The sequence below is a fragment of the Bradyrhizobium sp. AZCC 1578 genome, from assembly GCF_036924675.1.
In the GTDB taxonomy this organism is placed as follows: Bacteria; Pseudomonadota; Alphaproteobacteria; order Rhizobiales; family Xanthobacteraceae; genus Bradyrhizobium.
This window is the reverse complement of the sequence record NZ_JAZHRZ010000001.1, coordinates 4197715-4218452: the sequence shown is the minus strand read 5'-3', so window position 1 is coordinate 4218452 and position 20738 is coordinate 4197715. Positions and strand designations below refer to the sequence as shown.

The 20738-nt window shown below is 62.9% G+C and carries 17 protein-coding genes and 1 tRNA gene; 9 read left to right on the top strand and 9 right to left on the bottom strand.

Translation table 11 applies throughout. From position 1 onward, the window contains the following. Positions 1-37: 37 nt before the first annotated feature. Complete coding sequence (locus tag V1290_RS20100; RefSeq protein ID WP_334366012.1) at positions 38-1444, bottom strand: MFS transporter; 1407 nt, start codon at positions 1442-1444, stop codon at positions 38-40. A 251-nt stretch (positions 1445-1695) separates the two neighbouring features. Here V1290_RS20100 and V1290_RS20095 point away from each other — a divergent pair, with 251 nt between their 5' ends. Both V1290_RS20095 and V1290_RS20090 read left to right on the top strand, forming a co-directional pair. After that, positions 1696-2937, top strand: a complete 1242-nt coding sequence (locus V1290_RS20095) for an LLM class flavin-dependent oxidoreductase (protein WP_334366011.1) — start codon at positions 1696-1698, stop codon at positions 2935-2937. A gap of 222 nt (positions 2938-3159) precedes the next feature. Then, positions 3160-4536 carry a cytochrome P450 gene (locus V1290_RS20090; protein WP_334366010.1) on the top strand — a complete coding sequence of 459 codons (1377 nt, stop codon included), beginning with the start codon at positions 3160-3162 and terminating at the stop codon, positions 4534-4536. Positions 4537-4680: 144 nt separating this feature from the next. On the opposite strand, the gene V1290_RS20085 is transcribed toward V1290_RS20090, so the two are convergent. Further along, a complete protein-coding gene (locus V1290_RS20085; protein WP_334366009.1) occupies positions 4681-5178 on the bottom strand; it encodes a cupin domain-containing protein in 498 nt (165 codons plus the stop codon). Positions 5179-5211: 33 nt separating this feature from the next. Beyond that, complete coding sequence (locus V1290_RS20080) at positions 5212-6048, bottom strand: SDR family NAD(P)-dependent oxidoreductase (protein WP_334366008.1); 837 nt, start codon at positions 6046-6048, stop codon at positions 5212-5214. Here V1290_RS20080 and V1290_RS20075 point away from each other — a divergent pair. The 4 genes from V1290_RS20075 (at position 6047) to V1290_RS20060 (ending at position 12352) form a co-directional block, all read left to right on the top strand. Further along, positions 6047-6223: a hypothetical protein gene (locus V1290_RS20075; protein ID WP_334366007.1), complete on the top strand. Its 177-nt coding sequence runs from the start codon at positions 6047-6049 to the stop codon at positions 6221-6223. The two genes, V1290_RS20080 and V1290_RS20075, sit on opposite strands and share 2 nt — an antisense overlap. A gap of 13 nt (positions 6224-6236) precedes the next feature. Next, the gene (locus V1290_RS20070; RefSeq protein WP_334366006.1) at positions 6237-7199 is read left to right on the top strand and encodes a sensor histidine kinase; all 963 of its coding nucleotides are present in this window, start codon (positions 6237-6239) and stop codon (positions 7197-7199) included. Positions 7200-7361: 162 nt separating this feature from the next. Then, complete coding sequence (locus V1290_RS20065) at positions 7362-9137, top strand: putative bifunctional diguanylate cyclase/phosphodiesterase (protein ID WP_334366005.1); 1776 nt, start codon at positions 7362-7364, stop codon at positions 9135-9137. Positions 9138-9244: 107 nt separating this feature from the next. After that, positions 9245-12352 carry a bifunctional diguanylate cyclase/phosphodiesterase gene (locus V1290_RS20060; RefSeq protein WP_442895000.1) on the top strand — a complete coding sequence of 1036 codons (3108 nt, stop codon included), beginning with the start codon at positions 9245-9247 and terminating at the stop codon, positions 12350-12352. On the opposite strand, the gene V1290_RS20055 is transcribed toward V1290_RS20060, so the two are convergent. Continuing rightward, complete coding sequence (locus tag V1290_RS20055) at positions 12268-14202, bottom strand: patatin-like phospholipase family protein (RefSeq protein ID WP_334366004.1); 1935 nt, start codon at positions 14200-14202, stop codon at positions 12268-12270. The genes V1290_RS20060 and V1290_RS20055 overlap by 85 nt on opposite strands. Before the next feature lie 167 nt (positions 14203-14369). Continuing rightward, a complete protein-coding gene (locus V1290_RS20050) occupies positions 14370-15449 on the bottom strand; it encodes an LLM class flavin-dependent oxidoreductase (protein ID WP_334366003.1) in 1080 nt (359 codons plus the stop codon). 144 nt (positions 15450-15593) lie between these two features. On the opposite strand from V1290_RS20050, the gene V1290_RS20045 reads away from it, so the two are divergent. Continuing rightward, positions 15594-16001: a YccF domain-containing protein gene (locus tag V1290_RS20045; protein WP_334366002.1), complete on the top strand. Its 408-nt coding sequence runs from the start codon at positions 15594-15596 to the stop codon at positions 15999-16001. Positions 16002-16020: 19 nt separating this feature from the next. On the opposite strand, the gene V1290_RS20040 is transcribed toward V1290_RS20045, so the two are convergent. From V1290_RS20040 to V1290_RS20025, 4 genes are all read right to left on the bottom strand, one after another. Then, entirely contained in the window at positions 16021-16497 is a 477-nt protein-coding gene (locus V1290_RS20040) for a universal stress protein (protein ID WP_334366001.1), read from the bottom strand. A gap of 166 nt (positions 16498-16663) precedes the next feature. Beyond that, positions 16664-17974 carry a TRAP transporter large permease gene (locus tag V1290_RS20035; protein WP_334369109.1) on the bottom strand — a complete coding sequence of 437 codons (1311 nt, stop codon included), beginning with the start codon at positions 17972-17974 and terminating at the stop codon, positions 16664-16666. A 26-nt stretch (positions 17975-18000) separates the two neighbouring features. Then, positions 18001-18549: a TRAP transporter small permease gene (locus V1290_RS20030; protein WP_334366000.1), complete on the bottom strand. Its 549-nt coding sequence runs from the start codon at positions 18547-18549 to the stop codon at positions 18001-18003. Between the two features lie 70 nt (positions 18550-18619). Beyond that, positions 18620-19627, bottom strand: coding sequence for a TRAP transporter substrate-binding protein (locus V1290_RS20025; protein ID WP_334365999.1), 1008 nt, complete (start codon positions 19625-19627; stop codon positions 18620-18622). A 149-nt stretch (positions 19628-19776) separates the two neighbouring features. On the opposite strand from V1290_RS20025, the gene V1290_RS20020 reads away from it, so the two are divergent. Both V1290_RS20020 and V1290_RS20015 read left to right on the top strand, forming a co-directional pair. Beyond that, a complete protein-coding gene (locus V1290_RS20020) occupies positions 19777-20529 on the top strand; it encodes a GntR family transcriptional regulator (protein WP_334365998.1) in 753 nt (250 codons plus the stop codon). Between the two features lie 69 nt (positions 20530-20598). Then, positions 20599-20675 (top strand) — tRNA-Arg (locus tag V1290_RS20015). Positions 20676-20738 lie beyond the last annotated feature (63 nt).

The following is a 20738-nucleotide window of genomic DNA, read 5'->3' as shown; positions in this document are numbered from 1 at the left end:
TCCCCACAATCAAATTTTGGCAGTTGACGTTAATTTGTCATCCTGTGATCCGACGCATCCATGTCAGGAATGCGGCGCAGACGATGATCGACAACGCAAACAGCGCGCACGCGACGAGCAGCGCCGGCCGCGCCGACTGGGCGGCTTCGATCGCGAAGAAGGCCGCGCCGATTGCGGCCACGCCGGCCGCGTTGGCGATTTGCGCGGTCGTGCCGTACATGCCGGAGCCCGCACCGGCGCTTGCCGGTTTCACAGTCGAGAGCACGGCGCTCGACAACGGTGCCATCACGAGCCCCTGGCCATAACCGAAAATCGTCAGCACCAGCGCAAGTACGATCGCGGACGGCGCCTCGATCCATTCGACCGCTGCCGCCAGGACCGCAAGGCCCGCAATCTGCACCGCACAACCCTCGATCAATACCAGCGTGCCGCGATGTTTGGCCCGTATTCCACTATGCCGCGAGGCGATCACGAAGGTCAGCGCCAGCGGCAGGAAGACGAGGCCAGCCTGCAGCGGCGGAATGTGCAGTCCCTTCTGCATGTAAATTGTCATAACGAGATAGAACGACAGGTTGGCGAAGAAGAAAGAGAACACCGCAGCCAATCCGCGCATGAACGCGGCATCCGACAGCAACGAGAGATCGATCAGCGGCATGCCGCCGCGGCAGGCGACCGCACGCTCCAGCCGCAGGAAGGCGGCGATGATGGCAAGACCCACCGCCATCGCCAGCCAGACCGCTAGCGACCAGTGCAGGTCATGGCCGAACAGCAGCGGGCCGATCAGGCACAACAGCCCGAGAAACAGGACGATGGCGCCTGATATATCGAGCCGCGTCCCGGCCCGGCGCGGCGCCATCGGCATGATCCTGAAAGCCGCAGCCATGATGACAGCGCCAAAGGGTACATTGACGAAGAACACCGCGCGCCAGCCGACGCCTGCGAGATCGAGCGTCACCAGAACGCCGCCGAGCAGAAAGCCGGCGGCACCGGCCAGCCCGAGCACGATGCCGTACATTGCGAAGGCGCGGGCGCGCGAGGCGTCCGCGAACAAGAGGTGAATGGTGGCGAGCACCTGCGGCACCATCAATGCCGCGGTCGCGCCCTGCGCCAAGCGCGCGGCGATCAGTTCGGGACCGGATTGCGCCAGCGCGCACCACAGCGAGGTAATTGTGAAGCCCGCGACGCCTGCGATGAACACGTTGCGCGTGCCGTAGATATCGCCGAGCCTTCCGCCGGTGATGACGAGGGTGGCATAGGCGATCAGGTATATCGCGATGACCGCCTCGATCTGCGCCGCGCTCGCGTGCAGCTCGGCCGCAATGGTCGGGATCGCGACATTGACGATGAAGGCATCGACCCCGAACATGAACTGTGCCGCAACGACGGTCGCGAGCACGAGCCAGCGACGCGAAGTATCGACGGGATTGGAGACGATCTGATGCATGAGAACGGCCTTGTCCGGGGTCCTTGAGCCCGATGATCTCAAGCCCTGATCATCCCGGCGATTACCTGACGGGTAACTTTCCTCAAATTCAGTCGGGAAGGCCCGCATAATTCCGGGCGGCGGCAAGTCAGCCAGCTACGCGCGACAACCATGCGCTGCCGGCGGGCTGACGAGGTTGCCTTGCTACGGCCCACCCCGTAGGTTTCCTGCCAAGCAATTCCAAAGAACAATAGATCCGGAGAGAACCACCCATGGCACGCCTGAAATTCGGAGCCTTTCTCGCCCCGCATCATCCGATTGGCGAGCATCCGTTGCTGCAATTTCGTCGCGACCTCGACTTTGTCGAACAGATCGACACGCTTGGCTTCGACGAATTCTGGTGCGGCGAGCACCATTCCTCGGGCTGGGAAATGATCGCTTCGCCGGAAATGTTTCTGGCCGCTGCCGGCGAGCGCACCAAGCGCATCAAGCTCGGCACCGGCGTGGTCTCGCTGCCCTATCACCACCCTTACAATGTCGCGCAGCGCATGGTGCAGCTCGACTGGATGACTGGCGGCCGCGCCATTTTCGGCTCAGGTCCGGGCGCGCTCGCCTCCGACGCGCACACGCTCGGCATCGATCCGATGACGCAGCGCGACCGCCAGGACGAGGCGATCGCGATCATCCGCCGCCTGTTCAGGGGCGAGCGCGTCACCGCCAAGAGCGACTGGTTCACCATGCAGGACGCGGCGCTGCAATTGCTGCCGCTGCAGGAAGACATGCCGTTCGTGGTGGCGTCGCAGATTTCACCGTCAGGCATGACGCTTGCCGGCAAATACGGCATCGGCATCATCTCGCTCGGCTCGATGTCGACGCAGGGCCTGATGGCGCTGCCGACGCAATGGGGCTTTGCCGAGGATGCCGCCAGAAAGGCCGGCACCACCGTGAGCCGTTCGGACTGGCGCGTGCTGCTAAGCTGGCACATTGCCGAGACGCGCGAACAGGCGCAGCGCGAGGCCGGTGCCGGCCTGATGCGCTGGCACAACGAATATAATGTGCGCACGCTGCAGCGGCCGGGGCTGGAGCCGTTCACCTCACCCGAGGACGCGATCGAGAAAACCGCCGGCGGCGAAAATGCCGCCTCCACCATCGGCACGCCGGATGATCTGGTCAAAACCATCAAGAACCTGATGCAGGTCTCGGGCGGCGTCGGTGCCATCATCGGCTTCGTGCACGACTGGGCCAATCCGGAAAACACAAGGCGTAGCTGGGACATGGTCGCGCGCTACGTGATCCCCGAAATCAACGGCTATGTCGCGAAACTGCGCGAATCGCAAAAATTCCTGGTCGAGAACCGCGCGGTGTTCGAGCGCGCGGGCCAGGCCGTGATGGCCAAGATCATGGAAAACGAAAAGGCCGCCGCCGCCTTGCAGCACACCGGCCCCGGCCGCGTCGCGATTCCCGCCGTGAATGCGCCCGACCTGCAGAAGGAAGCGGCGAAGCGCAAGGCGTAGTGGGCTTTGTGAGGGGCAACGAGATCTGTCCCCGTCATTGCGAGCGAAGCGAAGCAATCCATAGCGCCACAAGCGGGGGACATGGATTGCTTCGCTACGCTCGCAATGACGGGGTTGGCAGCTTTGCCCTATTGCCATACCGGGAGACAATTTAAGGCCGCGACAAAGCCGCTGACACGGGCGATAATACTCGCAATCCGAAGCTCAACCGGAGCAATTGCCATGTCGATGCAGAGTGTGGCTTCCCCCGTCAATATCCCGGTGCCGCCGAACCCCAAGGCGTTACGGCACATTCCCGGTAACGAGGGGTGGCCGTTCATCGGCAACACGCTGGCGGTGCTGGCCGACCCCAAGGGACAGATTGAGAAGTCGGCCGCCAAATACGGTCTGATCTACCGCACCCATCTGTTCGGCGAGACCAGCGTGACGATGCTCGGGCCCGAGGCCAACGAGCTCGTGCTATTCGACCAGGCGCGCCTGTTCTCCTCCACCCATGGCTGGGGGCCGATCCTCGGCCTGTTGTTTCCGCGCGGGCTGATGCTGCTGGATTTTGAAGAGCACCGCCTGCACCGCCGCGCGCTGTCGGTCGCGTTCAAGTCGGGACCGATGAAGTCCTACCTCGTCGATCTCGACCGCGGCATTGCCGCGCGGGTCAAGCAGTGGAAGGCGCAGCCAGGCGAGATGCTGGTGTATCCGGCGATGAAGCAGCTCACGCTCGATCTGGCGGCGACGTCGTTCCTCGGCGCCGATATCGGGCCTGAGGTCGACGAGATCACCCGCGCCTTCATCGACATGGTGGCCGCCGCCGTGGCGCCGATCCGGCGGCCGCTGCCGTTCACGCAGATGGGTCGCGGCGTTGCGGGCCGCAAGCGGATCGTTGCCTACTTCTCCGAGCAGATTCCGATCCGCCGCGCGCGTGGCGGCGGCGATGACCTGTTCTCGCAGCTATGCCAGGCGACGCACGAGGACGGTGCGCTGCTGTCGACCCAGGACATCATCGACCACATGAGTTTTCTGATGATGGCGGCGCATGACACGCTGACATCGTCGCTGACATCCTTTGTCGGCGAGCTTGCCGCCCACGCCGAATGGCAGCAGCAGTTGCGCGAGGAAGTCAAAGGCCTCGGTATCGAGGCCAACGATCCCTCCAGCATCGACAATCTCGAAAAGATGCCGCTGTCGGAAATGGCGTTCAAGGAGGCGCTGCGGCTGAAGCCGCCGGTGCCGTCGATGCCGCGCCGCGCGGTGCGCGGCTTTTCGTTTAAGGGGTACGACATTCCCGCCGGCACGCTGGTCGGCGTCAATCCGCTGTTCACGCACCATATGCCGGAGATCTGGCCCGAGCCGGACAAGTTCGATCCGATGCGTTTCTCCGACGAGGCGCAGCGCACCCGCCACCGCTTCGCCTGGGTGCCGTTCGGCGGCGGCGCGCATATGTGCCTCGGCCTGCACTTCGCCTACATGCAGGCGAAGACCTTTGCACGGCATTTCCTGCAGAATCTCGAAGTGTCGCTGGAGCCCGGTTACAAGGCGGACTGGCAGATGTGGCCGATCCCGAAGCCGCGGGACGGGCTGCGGGTGGTGGTGAAGGCGATCTAGCCGTCATTGCCGGGCTTGACCCGGCAATCCATCGCGCTTCGCTTGATTCTTTTCGATGGATGCGCGGGGCATAGGCGAGCGGAAGCGACGCCGTTCTTCGAACGGCTATGCCTGCGCATGACGAGTTGGGATCGGGGTGCGCTCTTACTTCACCAGCGTCGTGAGCTGCGCGCCTTCATCGGCCACGAACACCGCGATCAATTCCGCCGGCTCCGTAGTGCTGGCATTGGCCGAGACCAGGTGGGTCGAGCCAGGCGGCTCGAAGAACGACTGACCTACCCCAAACGTCTCGATCGGGCCGCCGGCAAGCTGCGAGCGGATCTCGCCCTTGGTGACGTAGGCGGTAACGGAGCCGGCATGCTGATGCGCAGGCGTAAAGCCGCCCGGGCCGTAGAATACGCGCACGATCGTAACGCGCTTGCCCGGCACGTTCGGCAGTGCATGCGAGCTGATCGGCTCGACGACATCCTGCGTCGAACCGGTCACGCTGTTGGCGCAGAGCGGCTCGATGATCGCTGACACCGCGTCCATAGTCGACGGCAGCGTCTTGCTGATGACGAAGGCACAGGCGACCCCGGCGATGATGGCGAGATAGAACGGGCGAGAGTTGGCTGGTTGTGACAGCCGGAATGTTGCAGACATTTGCGTCTCCGCTTGCAATTTGTAGCCGTGACCCTACCCCTGATCGAACGCCTTCCTCAGCGTGACATAGCCCTGCTGCTGCTGGCTCCAATTGCGGCCGCCGGTCATGGCGCCGTCGACCACCAGATCGTGGCCGTTGATGAAGGAGGATTCGTCGCTGGCCAGAAACACCGCGGCGTGCGCGATATCCTCTGGCAGACCGGCGCGCGGAATCGGCTGCGCGGCCTTGTAGACCTCGCGCATCACGGCCGAGGTCTTTTCGGCGGCTTCCACCGACAGGCCGAGCGCTTTACCGAAAATGCCGGTCGCGATCGCGCCGGGCGAAATCGAATTGACGCGGATGTTGGCTTCGCCGAGCTCCATCGCCACGCATTTGGTGAGATGAATGACGGCGGCCTTTGCCGCGCTATAGACCATCGACGACGAAAAGCCGGCGAGGCGGCCGGCAATGCTGCCGTTGTTGATGATGCTGCCGGAACCCTGCTTGCGCATATGCGGCGCCGCATGTTTCATGCCGAGCATCACGCTGCGCACCAGCGTCGCCATCGCGGCGTCAAACCGCTCGACCTCGAGGCCTTCGATGCCGCCGGTCTGCGCCGGGCCGCCGGCATTGTTGAACAGGCAATCGATGCGGCCGAACTTTTCCACCGCAAGCCCGATCAGCGCGCTCATCTGTTCTTCCACCGTGACGTCGGTCTGGCGGAAGATGCAGTTGGCGCCGAGCTTCGTGGCCAGCGCCTCGCCCTCCGGCGCGCGGCGCCCGGCGATGACGATTTTTGCGCCCTCGGCGAGGAATAGCTCCGCGGTGTGCAATCCGATGCCGCTGGTCGCGCCGGTGATCACTGCGACCTTGCCGTCCAGCCGTCCCATGTTGTTACCCCCGTCGAAATTCGTTGATGCCAATATTCCCGCCTCTCAAGGACAAGGCAAGCGAGCTTGTTCCATCGCAATCGCCCGGCGCTCGGCTGGCCTTGCTGCCTTCCGCGCCACGAAATCCCCGATTTTCGGTATGATCGGCCATATTTTGGATGCGCTGATCACGTGAAGTGACAACCCCGATGAAGAAATTGATCGACGAGCTCAGGCACGGCTGGCAGGGGATCTCCCAGCCCTCCCTGCTTTCCAGCACCGTGTTCGCGGCCGGCTGTCTTGCCTTGTCGACGATCGCCCGGTGGGGCATTGCCCAGATTCGTCCGGACGTATTCTTCACGCCTTATTTTCCAGCCGTGTTCCTGGCCGCCGCCGTCGGCGGCGCCCGGGTCGGGATCGCGACGGCAATCGCGGGAGGCGCGCTCGGCGTCTTCGTCAATTTCAGCAGTGCCACGGCCGATTCCGCACGGTTTGCGCTGCTCGTGATGTTCTGGGCAGTTTGCGGCTTTGCCATTTGGGGCGTCGACCATTACCGGAGGATCGTCGCGCAACAACGGGAAGACGCCAAACGCCTGGTCCAGGAAGAGGAATATCGCAAGCTCCTGGTCGAGGAGTTGCAGCACCGGCTCAAGAACAAGACATCGACGATCCACGCCGTGCTGCACCAGGTCCTGCAGGACCAGCCGCAGATCTGGGGCAGTATCGATCGCCGCCTCCGCGCATTGTCGGCGACCGACGATTTGATCGCGCGGCTGGACGGCAGCGGCTGTGACATCAAGGATATGCTGCGTTCCGAGCTCGGACCCTACGGCCATGTCCGGTTCAATTTGAACGGCGATGCGCTGTTTCTGCCGGCCAAACTCGCGGTCAGCCTGGCGCTGATCTTCCACGAGCTGGCCACCAATGCAGGCAAGTACGGCGCGTTTTCTTCGGCCCGCGGGCTGCTGCAGGTGTCGTGGTCGGTGTCGGACGATCGCCTCAATCTCACCTGGGATGAAACCGAAGGCCCCGTGATCGAAGGCGTCGGCCCGCCGGGCTTCGGCACCAAGCTGTTGCAATCGGCACTGCGCTCGTTCGACGGCAAGACCGAGATCAGCTTCCTGAAGACCGGCGTGCATTGCACGATGCAATGCAAGATCCCGGCGAGCTAGGCGATTGCCGCCGGCACGCGCGAACTCTCTCGCATTGCGTTGACACTCTGTTAATGACGATCGAGCCCGGTGCGGTTCGAAATCGCCGACTCCTACGGTTGTTGCGGCTTTTCGGAAGTGCGCTTAACCAATACTACAACCGGCTTTGCCAAGCTCCGCGGCATGCAAAGTCCCTACAAGAACGACTTTCAGGCGGCGGCTACGCAGGCCGGCAACGAAAGCGCATTCGAATCCGAACTGAATATCCTAAAGGATATCTTCAGGCTGCTTCCGACCGGCGTGTCGGTTCAGGACGAGAACGGCGAGTTCGTGCTGGTGAACGACGCCGCGGCAGCCGCGCTGCAGATGGCCACCGCCGCGCCGGAGGCCTCGCACCTGAACGATCGCCGCGAAACCTGCCTCGAATTGCTGCGTTCCGGCCGCCCGGCGGTGCTGGAAGAATCCATTGCCGGTGGCAAAGCCAAGCAGGTATTCCTGACATCCCACCGGCCGGTTCGGATCGCCGAGCGCAATCTACTGATCTCGAGCTCGACCGACATTTCCGAACAGAAGGCGTTCGAGGAGCATCTGTTCCGCTCCGCCTACTACGACGAGTTGACCGGGCTGCCGACGCGGCGCGTGATCGAACATCGCGTCAACAGTCTCTTGAAGTACGACAACGGACAGGGCCTTTTCGCGTTGGCCTTCCTCGACGTCGATAATTTCAAGCACATCAACGACTACTACGGACATTCGGTCGGCGACGGGCTGCTGGCGGAGATCGCCAAGCGGGTGGGACTTGATTTGCGCGACACCGACATTCTGTCGCGGATCAGCGGCGACGAGTTCGTGCTGCTGCTCAACCCGGTCCAGAGCGAGAGCGAGGTCGCCGAATTCATCCGCTTCATTCTGCAGCGACTGAAGGCGCCGTTCTTCATCGACCAGTCTGAAATCTTCGCCTCCACCTCGATCGGCGTCAGCCTCTACCCCGAGCACGGACGCAGCTATGAAGAGTTGCGTCAAAACGCCGATATCGCGATGTACCGCGTCAAGAACGGCAGCAAGGGCGCCGCCGCGTTCTTCGACGCCAGCATGGAACGCGAAGCGCTGGCGCGGATGAAGGTCGAGCAGGCGCTGCGGGTGGCGATCCTGGAAAAGCGCTTCTGCTGCGCGTTCCAGCCCAAGGTCGATATCCGGACCCAGGAGCTCATGGGCGTCGAGGCGCTGGTGCGACTGCGCGACGACGAAGGGGTGATTCAAGCCCCCAGCACCTTCATCAATCTTGCCACCGAACTCGGCCTGATCGACGAATTGACCCACCTGGTGCTTGCCGAGATCGTCAAATCGATCGACCTGATCAACGAAAACTTCGGCCCGGACACCACGATCAGCATGAACGTCGCGGCCAAACAGGCCGGCAATCTCGAATTCATGCGCCCGTTCGCCCAGGCGATCGAAGCCACCGGATTTCCAAAGCGCTTCATGATCGAGGTGACGGAAGACGCCTTCGTGACCAAGACGCATTTCCAGGACGAGATCCTGCCGATCTTCCGCAAGCTCGGCGTCAAGATCTCGATCGACGATTTCGGCATCGGCTATTCGTCGCTGTCGGCGTTGGCCGACATTACCGCCGACGAGATCAAGATCGACCGCTCCTTCATCACCGATATCCATAAGCGTCCGCGCAGCCAGGGCATCTTGCGGGCAATCGAATCCCTGAGCGAAGCGCTCGGGATGACCGTGATCGCCGAAGGCATCGAAACTTTCGAGGAACTGGCCTACCTGCAAGCAGCGACCAAGATCCGCTACGCCCAAGGTTACTATTTTTCAAAGCCGATCTTCCTGGAAGACCTCAAACTGACGACCCCGCGCGCCAGCGAGGCGCGCGCCAGCCAGACTAGCCGGCCGGCACAGGAAAACCGCCCCACCTATTCGCGAGCCGGTGGCTATCGCCGTTAGACCCGGCGATTGCCCCGAAGGACCCTCGATTAAGACTTAGGTAACCGGATTTCCTAACGGCTTATGACATGCGCGCATCGTATGCATGTTCCCGGGGAGAAGGGAGAATGCGCGACCTGTTTCACCACCTGCGAGGCATGAGGGCCCGAACCGCGGCCGCCGGACGGCACCTTGCCGCAACGATCCGGGGCCCGGTGTTGTGGCTGACCCTTTGCGGCGGCTTGCTGGTCGCAGCGATTTTCGTCGGTACCATCATGATGGCCGGCGATTTCCGTGAGCGCGCGCTCGTCAACAGCGAGCGCGAGCTGGAGAACACCGTTCTTCTGCTCACCCGCCATTTCGACCAGCAGTTCGAGGACTCCGACACGCTCGCCGACGACGTGATCTCCCGGCTGCAGATTTCCGGCATCGGCTCGGAGAAGGAATTCCGGCAACGCGTCGCGAGCGCAGAAGCGCACGAAGTCCTGAGATCGAAGGCGGGCGTCTTGTCCTATCTCGGCGACATCTCGATCTTCGATTCCAATGGAGACATGATCAACTGGTCGCGGCCGCTGCCGGCGCCCAAGCTCAACATTTCCGAGCGGGCCTACTTCAAGAGCTTCAAGTTCGATTCGCGATCACCTTCCATTCTAGCCGAGTCGGTTCGCGGCTATCTGACGGGCAACCTGAATTCCGTCATTGCTCATCGATTGAAGGGCGAAGACGGCATCTTCCTCGGCGTGATGACGCGGCGCATCAACCCTGCCAACTACGAAAAATTCTTCGCTTCCGTCGCGCTCGGAACCGGCGCCGCTATTTCGATGTTTCATGCCGACGGCACCTTGCTGGCCCGCTATCCGCGTGTTGACGCACTGATCGGTCAGAATTTTTCGAACGCGCCGCTGCTGCAGCGCGTGCGGGAAAGCGGCAGCGCGCAGACGCTGCGCGTGCAAAGTCCGATCGACCAGACTGCCAGGCTGGGATCTGCGGCTCCACTCGCGCACCACTCGGGCGTGGTGGTCGCGACCAACACGGTTGCCGCCGCACTCGCCGACTGGCAGGAGCAAACCAGATTCCTGCTCATCGCGGCAACGCTGTCCGCGGTGGTGATCGCCCTGATCCTGTTCCTGATCGTCCGCCAGATCACCCGGCAGAGCCGCGAAGCGCAGCAGCGGCTGGAAACGGAGCGGGGCCGGCTCGATATCGCCCTGAACAACATGATTCAGGGTCTGGCGACGTTCGACGCCTCGGCTCGCCTCGTCACCTTCAACCAGCGCTACATCGACATGCACAATCTGTCGGCAGACGTGGTCAAGCCCGGCTGTCATCTTCGCGACCTGATGCAGCATCGCAAGGATCGCGGCTCGTTCGATGGCGACGTCGATGAATTCTGCGATTCGGTCGTGCAGAACATCGCGCGCGGCCAGGCGGGTCACAGCGTCATCCAGTGCGCCGACGGGCGCACATTCTTGACGGTGAGAAAGCCGCTGGCGGATGGCGGGTGGATCGCCACCATGGAAGACATCACCGAGCGGCGCAACCTCGAGCAGGAGCGCGACCGCAACTACGCCTTCCTGAGCCAGATCATCGATCACATCCCCTCCCAGATCACCGTGAAGGACGTGCACGACCGGCGCTATCTGCTGGTCAACCGCGTGGCGGAAGCCCAGTTCGGCATCTCGCGCGACCTGATCATCGGCAGGACGGCCTCCGACATCTTTCCGCAGGCCGCCGCCGAGATCATCGCGGCCGACGAAGAGAAAACGCTGCAATCCCCCGACGGCCTGTTCAAGGACGAGCATGTCTGGGAAACCCAGGGGATGGGCCCGCGCTACGTCACCTCCAAACGGCTCGGAATCCGCAACTCGGCGGGCCAGGCGCATTACATCATCAACGTCGTCGACGATGTTACCGAGCGCCGGCTTGCCAACGAGAAGATCGCGCATCTGGCGCATTACGACGCGCTGACCGACCTTCCGAACCGGGTGCTGTTCCGCGAGCAGATCGAGCGCGAGCTCCGCAAGGCCGCAGGCGGAGACCGATTCGCACTGCTCTATATCGACATCGACGAGTTCAAGGGCATCAACGACTCGCTCGGACACCATGTCGGCGACGAACTCCTGAAGGCGGTCGCAGCCTGCCTCAAGGATTGCATCAAGCCCGGCGATCTGATTGCCCGTCTCGGCGGCGACGAATTCGCAGTGATCCAGACCGCGATCGCCGGCCGCACGGAGGTTGAGGAATTCGTGGCCCGCATTTACGAGGCAATACGGCAGCCCTATCGGTGCCTCGGCCATCATCTCTCGACTGATGCGAGCATCGGCATCGCGCTCGCGCCGGAGGACGGCATCGAACTCGACCAGTTGATCAAGCACGCCGACCTTGCCATGTACGCCGCCAAGGCCGAGGGACGCCGCACCCATCGCTTCTTCGAGCCAGCGATGGATGCGCGCGCCCAGGCACGGCTCACCATGGAGCAGGATCTGCGACAGGCATTGGCCGACGGCGGCTTCGAAATTCACTACCAGCCGCTGCTGGATCTCGCGAGCGGTGAGGTGACGGGCTGCGAGGCGCTGTTGCGTTGGCGGCATCCCGAACGCGGGATGGTCTCTCCGGCCGAATTCATTCCGATTGCCGAAGACACCGGCCTGATTAACGAACTCGGCGATTGGGTCATGCAGACCGCCTGCACCGAGGCGGCTAGCTGGCCGTCTCGGGTTCGGCTCGCCGTCAACGTTTCTCCGATCCAGTTGAAGTCGCCGACGCTGGCGCTGCGGATCACCGGCGCGCTGGCCGCCTCCGGCCTGCCGCCCGACCGGCTCGAGATCGAAATCACCGAGGCGGTGCTGATCCATGACGACGAAACGGCTCTCGCCATCCTGCATCAGCTTCGCGCCATCGGCGTGCGCATCGCGCTCGACGATTTCGGCACCGGCTTCTCCTCGCTGAGCTATCTGAAACGATTCCCGTTCGACAAGATCAAGATCGACCGCTGCTTCGTCAGCGACATCGAGGTCGACGGCTCGGCGGCGATCGTGCAGGCAGTGGTGAACATTGCAGCCGCCCGCAACATGAGCACGACGGCGGAAGGTGTCGAGACCGAGCAGCAGCGCGAGCTGCTGCGCCAGCTCGGCTGCACCCAGATGCAGGGCTATCTGTTCAGCGCGCCGAAGCCGGCGGCCGAGGCGAGACGATTGCTGGGTGGGCGATTGGAGGCCGCGACAGCCGTCGCCTGACGCCGCTCCAGCGCGCCGGCGTCGAGGATGGCTGAGATGGCCGAACTGCCTCCCGCTTCCAGCGCCGCGATGGCCCCCTTGGCCCAGAGGTAGGAAGCTTCGAAGATTTCCGTGTGGCGATCGAAATCCGTCACATCGATATCGAGCGGAAGCGGCGGCCGCATCACCGTATCGAACGGCCCGACCGGCAACGTATCGTAGCGCTGGTGCGCCACCAGGCTTCGCCACAAAACGTTCACCGCGCTCGGCGCCGCCGGAAGCAGTTTTTTACGGAACGGCGTCAGCATCGCGGCGATCAATTCCAGCCGTCCCGGTAGCGAGGCATAATCGACATCGAACATCTCCGCCGCCGGTTCGCCGAAATGCACGACCAGGTTGGGGCCGCTCTTGAGCTGGTGCATCGATGCCACCGGCACATTGTCGATCAGACATCCATCGACCAGCATCGCGCCCTCAGCCGTGTAGAACGGCGGCAACAGCCCGGGTATCGCGCTCGATGCGCGGACCGCCTGCCAAAGCGGCCCGGTGCGGATCAGTTCGAGATTGTGCGTCGAAAGATTGGTAGCGATGGCCGCGAACGGCCGCCAGCAATCCTCGATCCGGCAGTCAGCGCCGTATTGATTGGCGAGCGCCCGATCGAACGCCTTGTGATCCAACAGCGCGTAGCGCGGCCAGGTCGGCCGCCGAAAGCTTCGGCTCCTGACGAAGATTTCATGCGTGCCGCGTTCGAGATGCTCGGCTTCGAGATTTTTGGCAAAACCGGCGACCATGGCCGAGCCGACGCTGGTGCCGACGAAGATGTCGAACATCGCGCCGCGCTCGCGAAAGGCCTTGTAGATTCCGACATGCGCGGTTCCAAAACTGCCGCCGCCGGCGGCGACGAAGCCGACGGCGCGGCCGCATAGAAAACGAATCAGGCTGTCGATATCGATTTGGTCTTCGAGCGCGACATGATGGTGCATGAAGGCCGGCAGCCGGGCGAGCCATGCCGCGGTGCCGGAGACCTCGCCGCTTCGCCGGTCATGGATGCGGACGAGACGGCGGGCCGAAATCGAATGAACCTCGCAGGCGAAAGCCTCGATTTCCGTCAATGGGGCCGCGGGCGCATCGCCGCGACAGGCGAACACGACCATGTCGGCCTGACGGATCGCCTTGCGCGCCCAGGGCTGAGCCTCGCGGCCGCCGAGATAGACCACCAGCGGCGCGGCGTGTTCGAGCCTGTTGAGCCATTCGGTGACTTCATGCGCATCGAGCGCGCGCCCGGGAAACATCGCATGCAAACGCGCAGCATCGACGATCTCGGCATGGGTCGCAGCCAGCCCCTCGCGCATCCGGCGATCGAAGGTTTCCGGCAGAGGCTCCAATCCGCCGTCGATCAGCGCCACCGTTCGCGCTTTCGGCGAAGTGGGGAACGGCGTGATGCGCGCGGTCTCCTTGGCGAACCGCCGCGCCAGCGCCGCGAGCAGCGCCTCCACGATGGCGGGGGCTTCTTCGACGAGCTTCTGATAGGCCGGACGCGTCAACGCCAGCACGCTGGTGTCGCGGATGGCGATCACATCAGCGGTGCGCGGGACATCGGCGAAGAAGCCGATTTCGCCGACCAGTTCGCCAGCGCGCAGCTCGGCAATCGGTTCGAGATAGCCGGTCTTGCGCACCGCCAGCGCGCCGTGCAGCACCAGGAAGAGCGAGTCCGACGGCCCGCCTTGCGCGACCAGCATTTGCCCGCGCACCAGATCCTGGCGGACCATGGCGTTGAGGGCTTTTAGCCGCTGTTCGGAACTGAGCGTTCGAAACAGCGCGAATTCCTCCAACGCGGAGTTCCACGCAAGTACCGAGCTCGATCCACTCATTTGGCGGTACCCAGTTGAATTCGCGGCCCGACTTTAGCGCCGCCCACACACCACCGCGAGCGATATAGCGATATAAAGAGTTTGCCTCGGCGCAGCGCAGCAATGCGCCCGGCGTCATCGGGCATTCGGCTGCACTGCAGCATGACGGCCGGCATCCGCCGTCCGCGCTACGCCACCCACCGGCCGCGATTGTTCTCGGCGAGAATGGGCCGGATCAGCCGGCCAAAACGCTCGGCTTCCTCGTCATGCAGATAGCCGGACAGGCAGAACGAGTGGCAGCCGGCGTCGATGAATTGCTGCAGCGTGTCGGCGCACTGGACGGGATTGCCGACTACGGCAATGCCGGCGCCGGGGCGGACTTTTGTGATGCCGGTCCACAGATGCGGCAGCAGGAGATCGCCATGCTCACGGGCGAGCTGCTGTACGCGCTGGTTCGCTTCCGATTTGTTGTAAAGCGTTTTCATTTCCTGCTTCTGCCGCTCGGTCGCATGCCGTACCAGATGATCGGCGGCCCCCCAGGCGTCCGCCTCGTTCTCGCGGCAGATCACTTGAAGGCGCATGCCGAAGCCGATGTCGTTCCCGCGGCCATGCGCGCGCGCCATCTCCCTGATCTCGGCGATATTCGAGGCGATCTGTTCCGGCAGATCGCCCCAGAACAAATGCACGTCGGAATGTTTGGCCGACAATTCCCAGGCCTGGCGCGAGCCGCCGCCGAGATAAAACTTTGGAAACGGCTGCTGGTGCGGGCGCGGGCGGATGTGCGCGCCAGACAGTTTGTGAAACTTGCCTTCGAAATTCACCGGCCCGCGCGTCGTCCAAAGCGCCTTCAGGATCGAGACTTCCTCTTCCATCAATTCGTAGCGCGCTTCCTTCGGATAACGGACGCCCTCGCCCTCGACCTCGCTTTCGTTCTGACCGGCGATCAGATTGATGCAGATCCGCCCGCCCGACATTTGGTCGAAGGTCGAGATCATCTTCGCCAGCAGCACCGGATTGATGTACCCAGGCCGCGCCGCGATCAGCGGCTTGATCGACGACGAACGCGCCGCCATGAACGCACCTGTGATCCAGGCTTCCCAGCACACGGAACCGACCGGGATCAGGAGATATTCGAAGCCAGCCGTCTCTGCCGCCTGCACCACGCGGTCGCACAGTTCAGGAGACCCCGGAATCTGCGCTTCCATCAGGCCATAGGCCGTGGTGTCGCCATGCGTGGGCAGATACCAGCCGAATTCGAGCGGACGCATGAACGCTTCTCCCTTGACGTGCTCTTTGGCGCGCTTGTTGCTTGATCGTCGTGGGAATCAGTCTAGCGTCTGCCGGGCCTGGGGCAATCGGGTTCGCCCGCAGCGCGGTTTCGTCAGCATTGCGTCAACACAGGGATAGCAGCCATGTCACCGGTCTCACTGCTCCTCAATGTGATCTGGGTCGTGCTCGGCGGCGCGTGGATGGCGTTCGGCTGGCTGGTCGCGTCCGTCGTCATGGCGATCACGCTCATTGGCATTCCCTGGGCGCGGGCCGCGTTCAATATCGCGGCCTACACCTTGTTCCCGTTCGGCTTCACGGCGGTCTCGCGCGACGCCTATACGGGCCAGGAAGATATCGGCACCGGCCCGCTCGGGGTGATCGGCAACATCATCTGGCTGGTGCTGGCGGGATGGTGGCTGGCGCTCGGCCATGTCGTCACGGCCGTGCTGCTGGCCGTAACCATCATCGGCGTTCCCTTTGCCTGGGCACACTTAAAACTTGCCGGGATCGCGCTGTGGCCGATCGGCAAGATCATCGTTCCCGCGAACTAAGTTCGGCGCAGCCTTACGGCTATCCCGAGGCCACCGTTTCCGCCGGTTTCAACCGCTCGAATTCGGCGTCGCTGATCTCGGTCTGGCCCACCAGCACACTGCAGCGCAGGCGCTTGACCAGATAGCTGCCGATCGAGCCGAACCAGCGTGCCAGCGTCCCCTGCGGGCGATGCCCGACCACGACGAGATGCGCGCCGATTTCTTCGGCGACCTCGGCAATTTTCTGCCCGGCATCGCCGACCTCGAGCCGCACGGTCGGCGAAAATCCCAGCGCCTTCAGCCGCTCGGCGCCTTCGTTCAGGATGGCCTTGTAATCCTCGGTCTGCAGCTCGATCGGGATCGTAAGCCCGGCCTCGGGCGTCATGATCGAGGAGACCTCGACGACGGCGAGCAAAAAGACCTCGGAACGGCAGAGTTGTGCGAGCTTTGCGCCCTCCCGCAACGCGCGCCGCCCCTCGACCGAACCGTCATAGGCGAGAAGAACCTTCTTATACATCGGACGTCCCCATCCATGGTAGAAGATCAACGCGTCAAGACTAGCACCAATTCGCCGGAACGGATCAGAATTTTGGCGGAAGGCGCGAACCGTGTCCCTGCCCATTGGGGGGCGCTCCGGCCGGCCTGCCGGCTGAATGACCATTGTTGCGGGCACATCGGTCGTCTCAGGGACAGATATAGCCCGCACCGCTCGGATTCTTGAAGCAGCCGACCGATTCCGGAAGCAGGTGCTTGGGCAGCCACAGCACGACTTCGGGAAAGAAGATGCAGAACGCGATCGCGGCGAGGAACACGATGTAGATGGGGAGCGACGCCAGCATCGCCCGGCCGAAGCGCACCCCGACGAATTTCGATGCCATCAGCAGCGCAAGCCCGTAAGGCGGCGTGATCAACCCGAACGCCAGCGTAACGATGATGACGACGCCCATGTGCACCGGATTGATATCGGCGTTCTTGGTCAGATCGTCGATGATGGGCATGAAAATGATGATCGCAGGGATCGCGTCGATGAAGTCCCCGACCACGACGAACAAGAGGACCAGCAACAGCATGATCAGGAAGGGATCGCCGCCAGCCGCCGACGATATCCAGCCTGACACCACGGCAGGCCCCCGTAGATAGGCCAGCATCCAGCCGAATACCGATGCGGCGCCGATGGTGATGAGTGGGATCGAATAAAGCAGTCCGGTCAGCGCCATGTCGCGCGGCAAGTGCCGGTAATGCCGGCGATTGAGCAACGGGATCGCCACGAATACGATATAGGCCACGGCAATGATGCCCGCCTCGGTCGGCGTGAATTGGCCGGTGAGGATGCCGCCCATGATGATGAACGGGATCATCAGCGGCACGGCCGCCTCCTTCGTGGCAGTCGCGACCATGCCAAATGTCGCGCGCTCGCGCTTGATGCCGACGGGCCCGAAGAAGTGACTGTAGATCATCAGTCCGATGCCGACGAATACGCCAGGCGCCACGCCAGCGAGGAACAAGCCGCCGATCGAGACATTGCCGGTCGCGCCATACACCACGGCCATGATGCTGGGCGGGATGAGATTGGCCATCGTCGAGGCGGAGGCGATCAGCGCCGCCGTGAAGGCGAGATCATAGCCTTCCCGCTTCATTTCGGGCGCCAGCGTTCGCGACAGGATGGCGACGTCGGCGGCGGACGAGCCGGAGATGCCCGCGAAGAACATGCTGAAGATCGTCACCACCTGCGCCAGACCGCCGCGCAAATGTCCGACCAGTGTTTGCGACAGCGCAATCATGCGGGCGGTGACGTTTGCCGAGGTCATGAGGTCGCCGACGAGCAGGAAGAAAGGCACCGCGAGCAGGGCCTCGGTGTCCATTCCGTTGAAGAGCTGCGCCATCATCGAGGCGAGGCTGACCGGCGTGAACGCCGTCACCACCAGCACAGACGCAATCAAGGCAAAGGCCACCGGCACGCCCATGTAGCCGAGAAACAGAAAGAGAAATCCCATCAGGAAGATGAGCCCGCCACTGGTCGTCACAGCGCTTTCCTCTTCTCGTCGGCATCCGATGAGCCGCCGAAGCCGTTCTTCCAGCCGTTGGCGATCTGCTCGATGGTGAAAAGGGCGATCAGCACACCGCAGAGCGGAATGGCTGCGTACAGGCTGGCCAATGGCGTCATTGACGGCATGCGCAAGCTTTTGAAGCCGTCCAGAAAATTCAAATAGCCGAAATAGACCATGCAGAGCGCGACGCCGAGCACCACCAGCCGGTTGAACGTCTCGAAGAACAGCCGCGTGTTGCCGGTGAGCGATTCCGCCAGCACGGCAAGATAGAGATGATCATTGCGCCGCGTCGCCGCGCCCACGCCGATGAAGATGCCATAGATGAAAAACGTCATCGTCGCTTCCTGGAGCCAGAGCCAGGGATGACCGATGGTGCGGGTAACGATGTCGCACATCACGAGGACGGAGAACCCGGTGATGGCGACGCCGCAGAGAATCATCAGAACCTGCTCGAGCCAGTCCAGCGCGCGCCACTTCAGGTGACGCTGCTCCTCCAGGACGAGGCTATTGAATCCGGGCATGTCGAGTCTCTGATCCGCAAGACACTGGCACTGCGGGCAACCGCCGGGCTGCCCGCCCATCAACCGCCAGCTATTGGACGTTGCGCACCATGCCGAGGACCTTGACGGCGTTCGGTCCGAGATCGGCCGCCAGCTTGTCCTGGATCGGCTTGCTGATCGCCATGAAGCCGCTCTTGTCGACGCTCTTGACGACCTTGACGCCGATTTTTTCGAGCTTCGCCTGCGCCTCGTGTTCGAGCTTGAAGGCCTGGGCCGGCTCGTTCTTGCTGACCTCGTCGGCGGCCGCCTGCACCCATTTCTTCTGCTCGTCGGTGAGACTGCTCCATACCTTGTCGCTGACGAACAGAGCGGCATTGTTCGCTTCGTGCTCGGTGAGCGAGAGCACAGGGGCGGGTTCGTAGTGCTTGTTGACGAGATAGTTGTTGATGCCGTTTTCGGCCATGTCGACGACGCCGGTCTGCAGCGAGGTGTAGACTTCGCCGAACGGCATGTGCACGACCTGGGCGCCATAGGCCGGGAAAAGCGTATCTTCGGTCACGGTCGCCTGCACCCGAACCTTGACGCCCTTGAGGTCGGCGACCGCCTGCACCGGCTTCTTGCCGTACATGTGCCGCAGGCCCTGCGAGCCGAGCCCCAGCATGTGGGCACCCTTCATCTTGGCCGCGTATAATTCCTTCATCGCCGCGATGACGGCGGGATCGCCGAGCACCTTGATGGCGTGCGCTTCATCGCGGAAGATATAGTGAAGCGAGAACACGCCCGACTCCGGCTGCGCGGTCGAGGCATTGGCGGTCGACAGCATCACGAAATCGATGTCGCCGGTTTGGACTTTTTGCAGGGTCTGCGCCTCGGTACCGAGCTGGGCGCCGGGATATTGATTGATCGAGAGCGTGCCCTTGCTGAGCTCCATCAGCTTCCTGTTGAACATTTCGGCGCCGATGCCGTAGCCGCTGTTCTTCGGCTGGTCGTAGGCGAACGAGAATTCGCGCTTTTGCGCCGACGCTGGCGACGACACCATCGCAATGGCAACGCCCAGCAGAATGCCGCGAACGAACGGCAGATACCGTGAAACGGACATTGAATTCCTCCCCTGCTTCGCCGCTTTTGCGGGCTGATTGCCGCCGCTCGCCCTGACAGGCCGCGGCAGGTCATTATGACCGAAGCCACTCTGTTAACAAGATAGTATTTTAGATTGTATACTGTTTCGGCCGATGGCACATTGGCGCCATGGCCACTGCCAAAACCTTCAAAAGGCCGCCCCCTCGCGGCGACATTGCGAAAACTTCCGGGGCTGTCTTGCCGCCGGCGGCGACGCATGAGCGCGAGCCGATCGCGCATCTGATCGCCAGAAAGCTCGAGGAAGATGTCGTGCTTGGCAGGCGGCATCCGCGCGAGCGTCTGGTTGAGCAGGATCTGTGCGCGGCCTTCGACACCCATCGCGGCGACATCCGCCTGGCACTGTTCGAGCTGGAAAAGCGGGGCATCGTCGAGCGCATTCCGAACCGCGGCGCGATCGTGCGCGATCTGAAGCCGCGTGAGGTGAGCGACATCTACAATGTTCGCGAGGAACTCGAGGTGATGGCGGTGCGGATTCTACCGTTTCCCGTCGCGCCCGCCGATATCGTCCGGCTGGAAGCCGTGCAGCGCGAGCACGGCAAGGCCGTGGATGCCGGCGACCTCCTGGCGGTGTTCCACAGCAATGTGCAATTCCACCGCGCCCTGTTCGGGCTATGCGGCAACAACTGCTTGATCGAGACTATCGAAAATCTGGCGCAAAAGGTTTCGGGCATCCGCTCCTATGCCTACGCCAACCCGGGCGCGCTGAATGAGGCCCGCCAGGATCACATTGCCATGATCGAGGCCCTTCGGCATTCCCGCCGCGACGAGTTGATCATGCTGACAAGGCGTCACCTCAAGCCGGCGGAGCAGGCCTATGTCCGCGCCTACCGGCAACGTTTCGGGGACGGCGCAGGTGCCTGACACACTCCAAAAACGAATCCCGCAGGGCCGTTGCCCCTGCCCGGCCAATCGGCTAAATGAAGCCCTGTTGCACCCGTAGCTCAGCTGGATAGAGCGTTGCCCTCCGAAGGCAAAGGTCACACGTTCGAATCGTGTCGGGTGCGCCATCTTTCCTTTATTTTACAACGCGATATGCGCGCGCGAACCGAAACTCCAGTTCTGTCTCATTC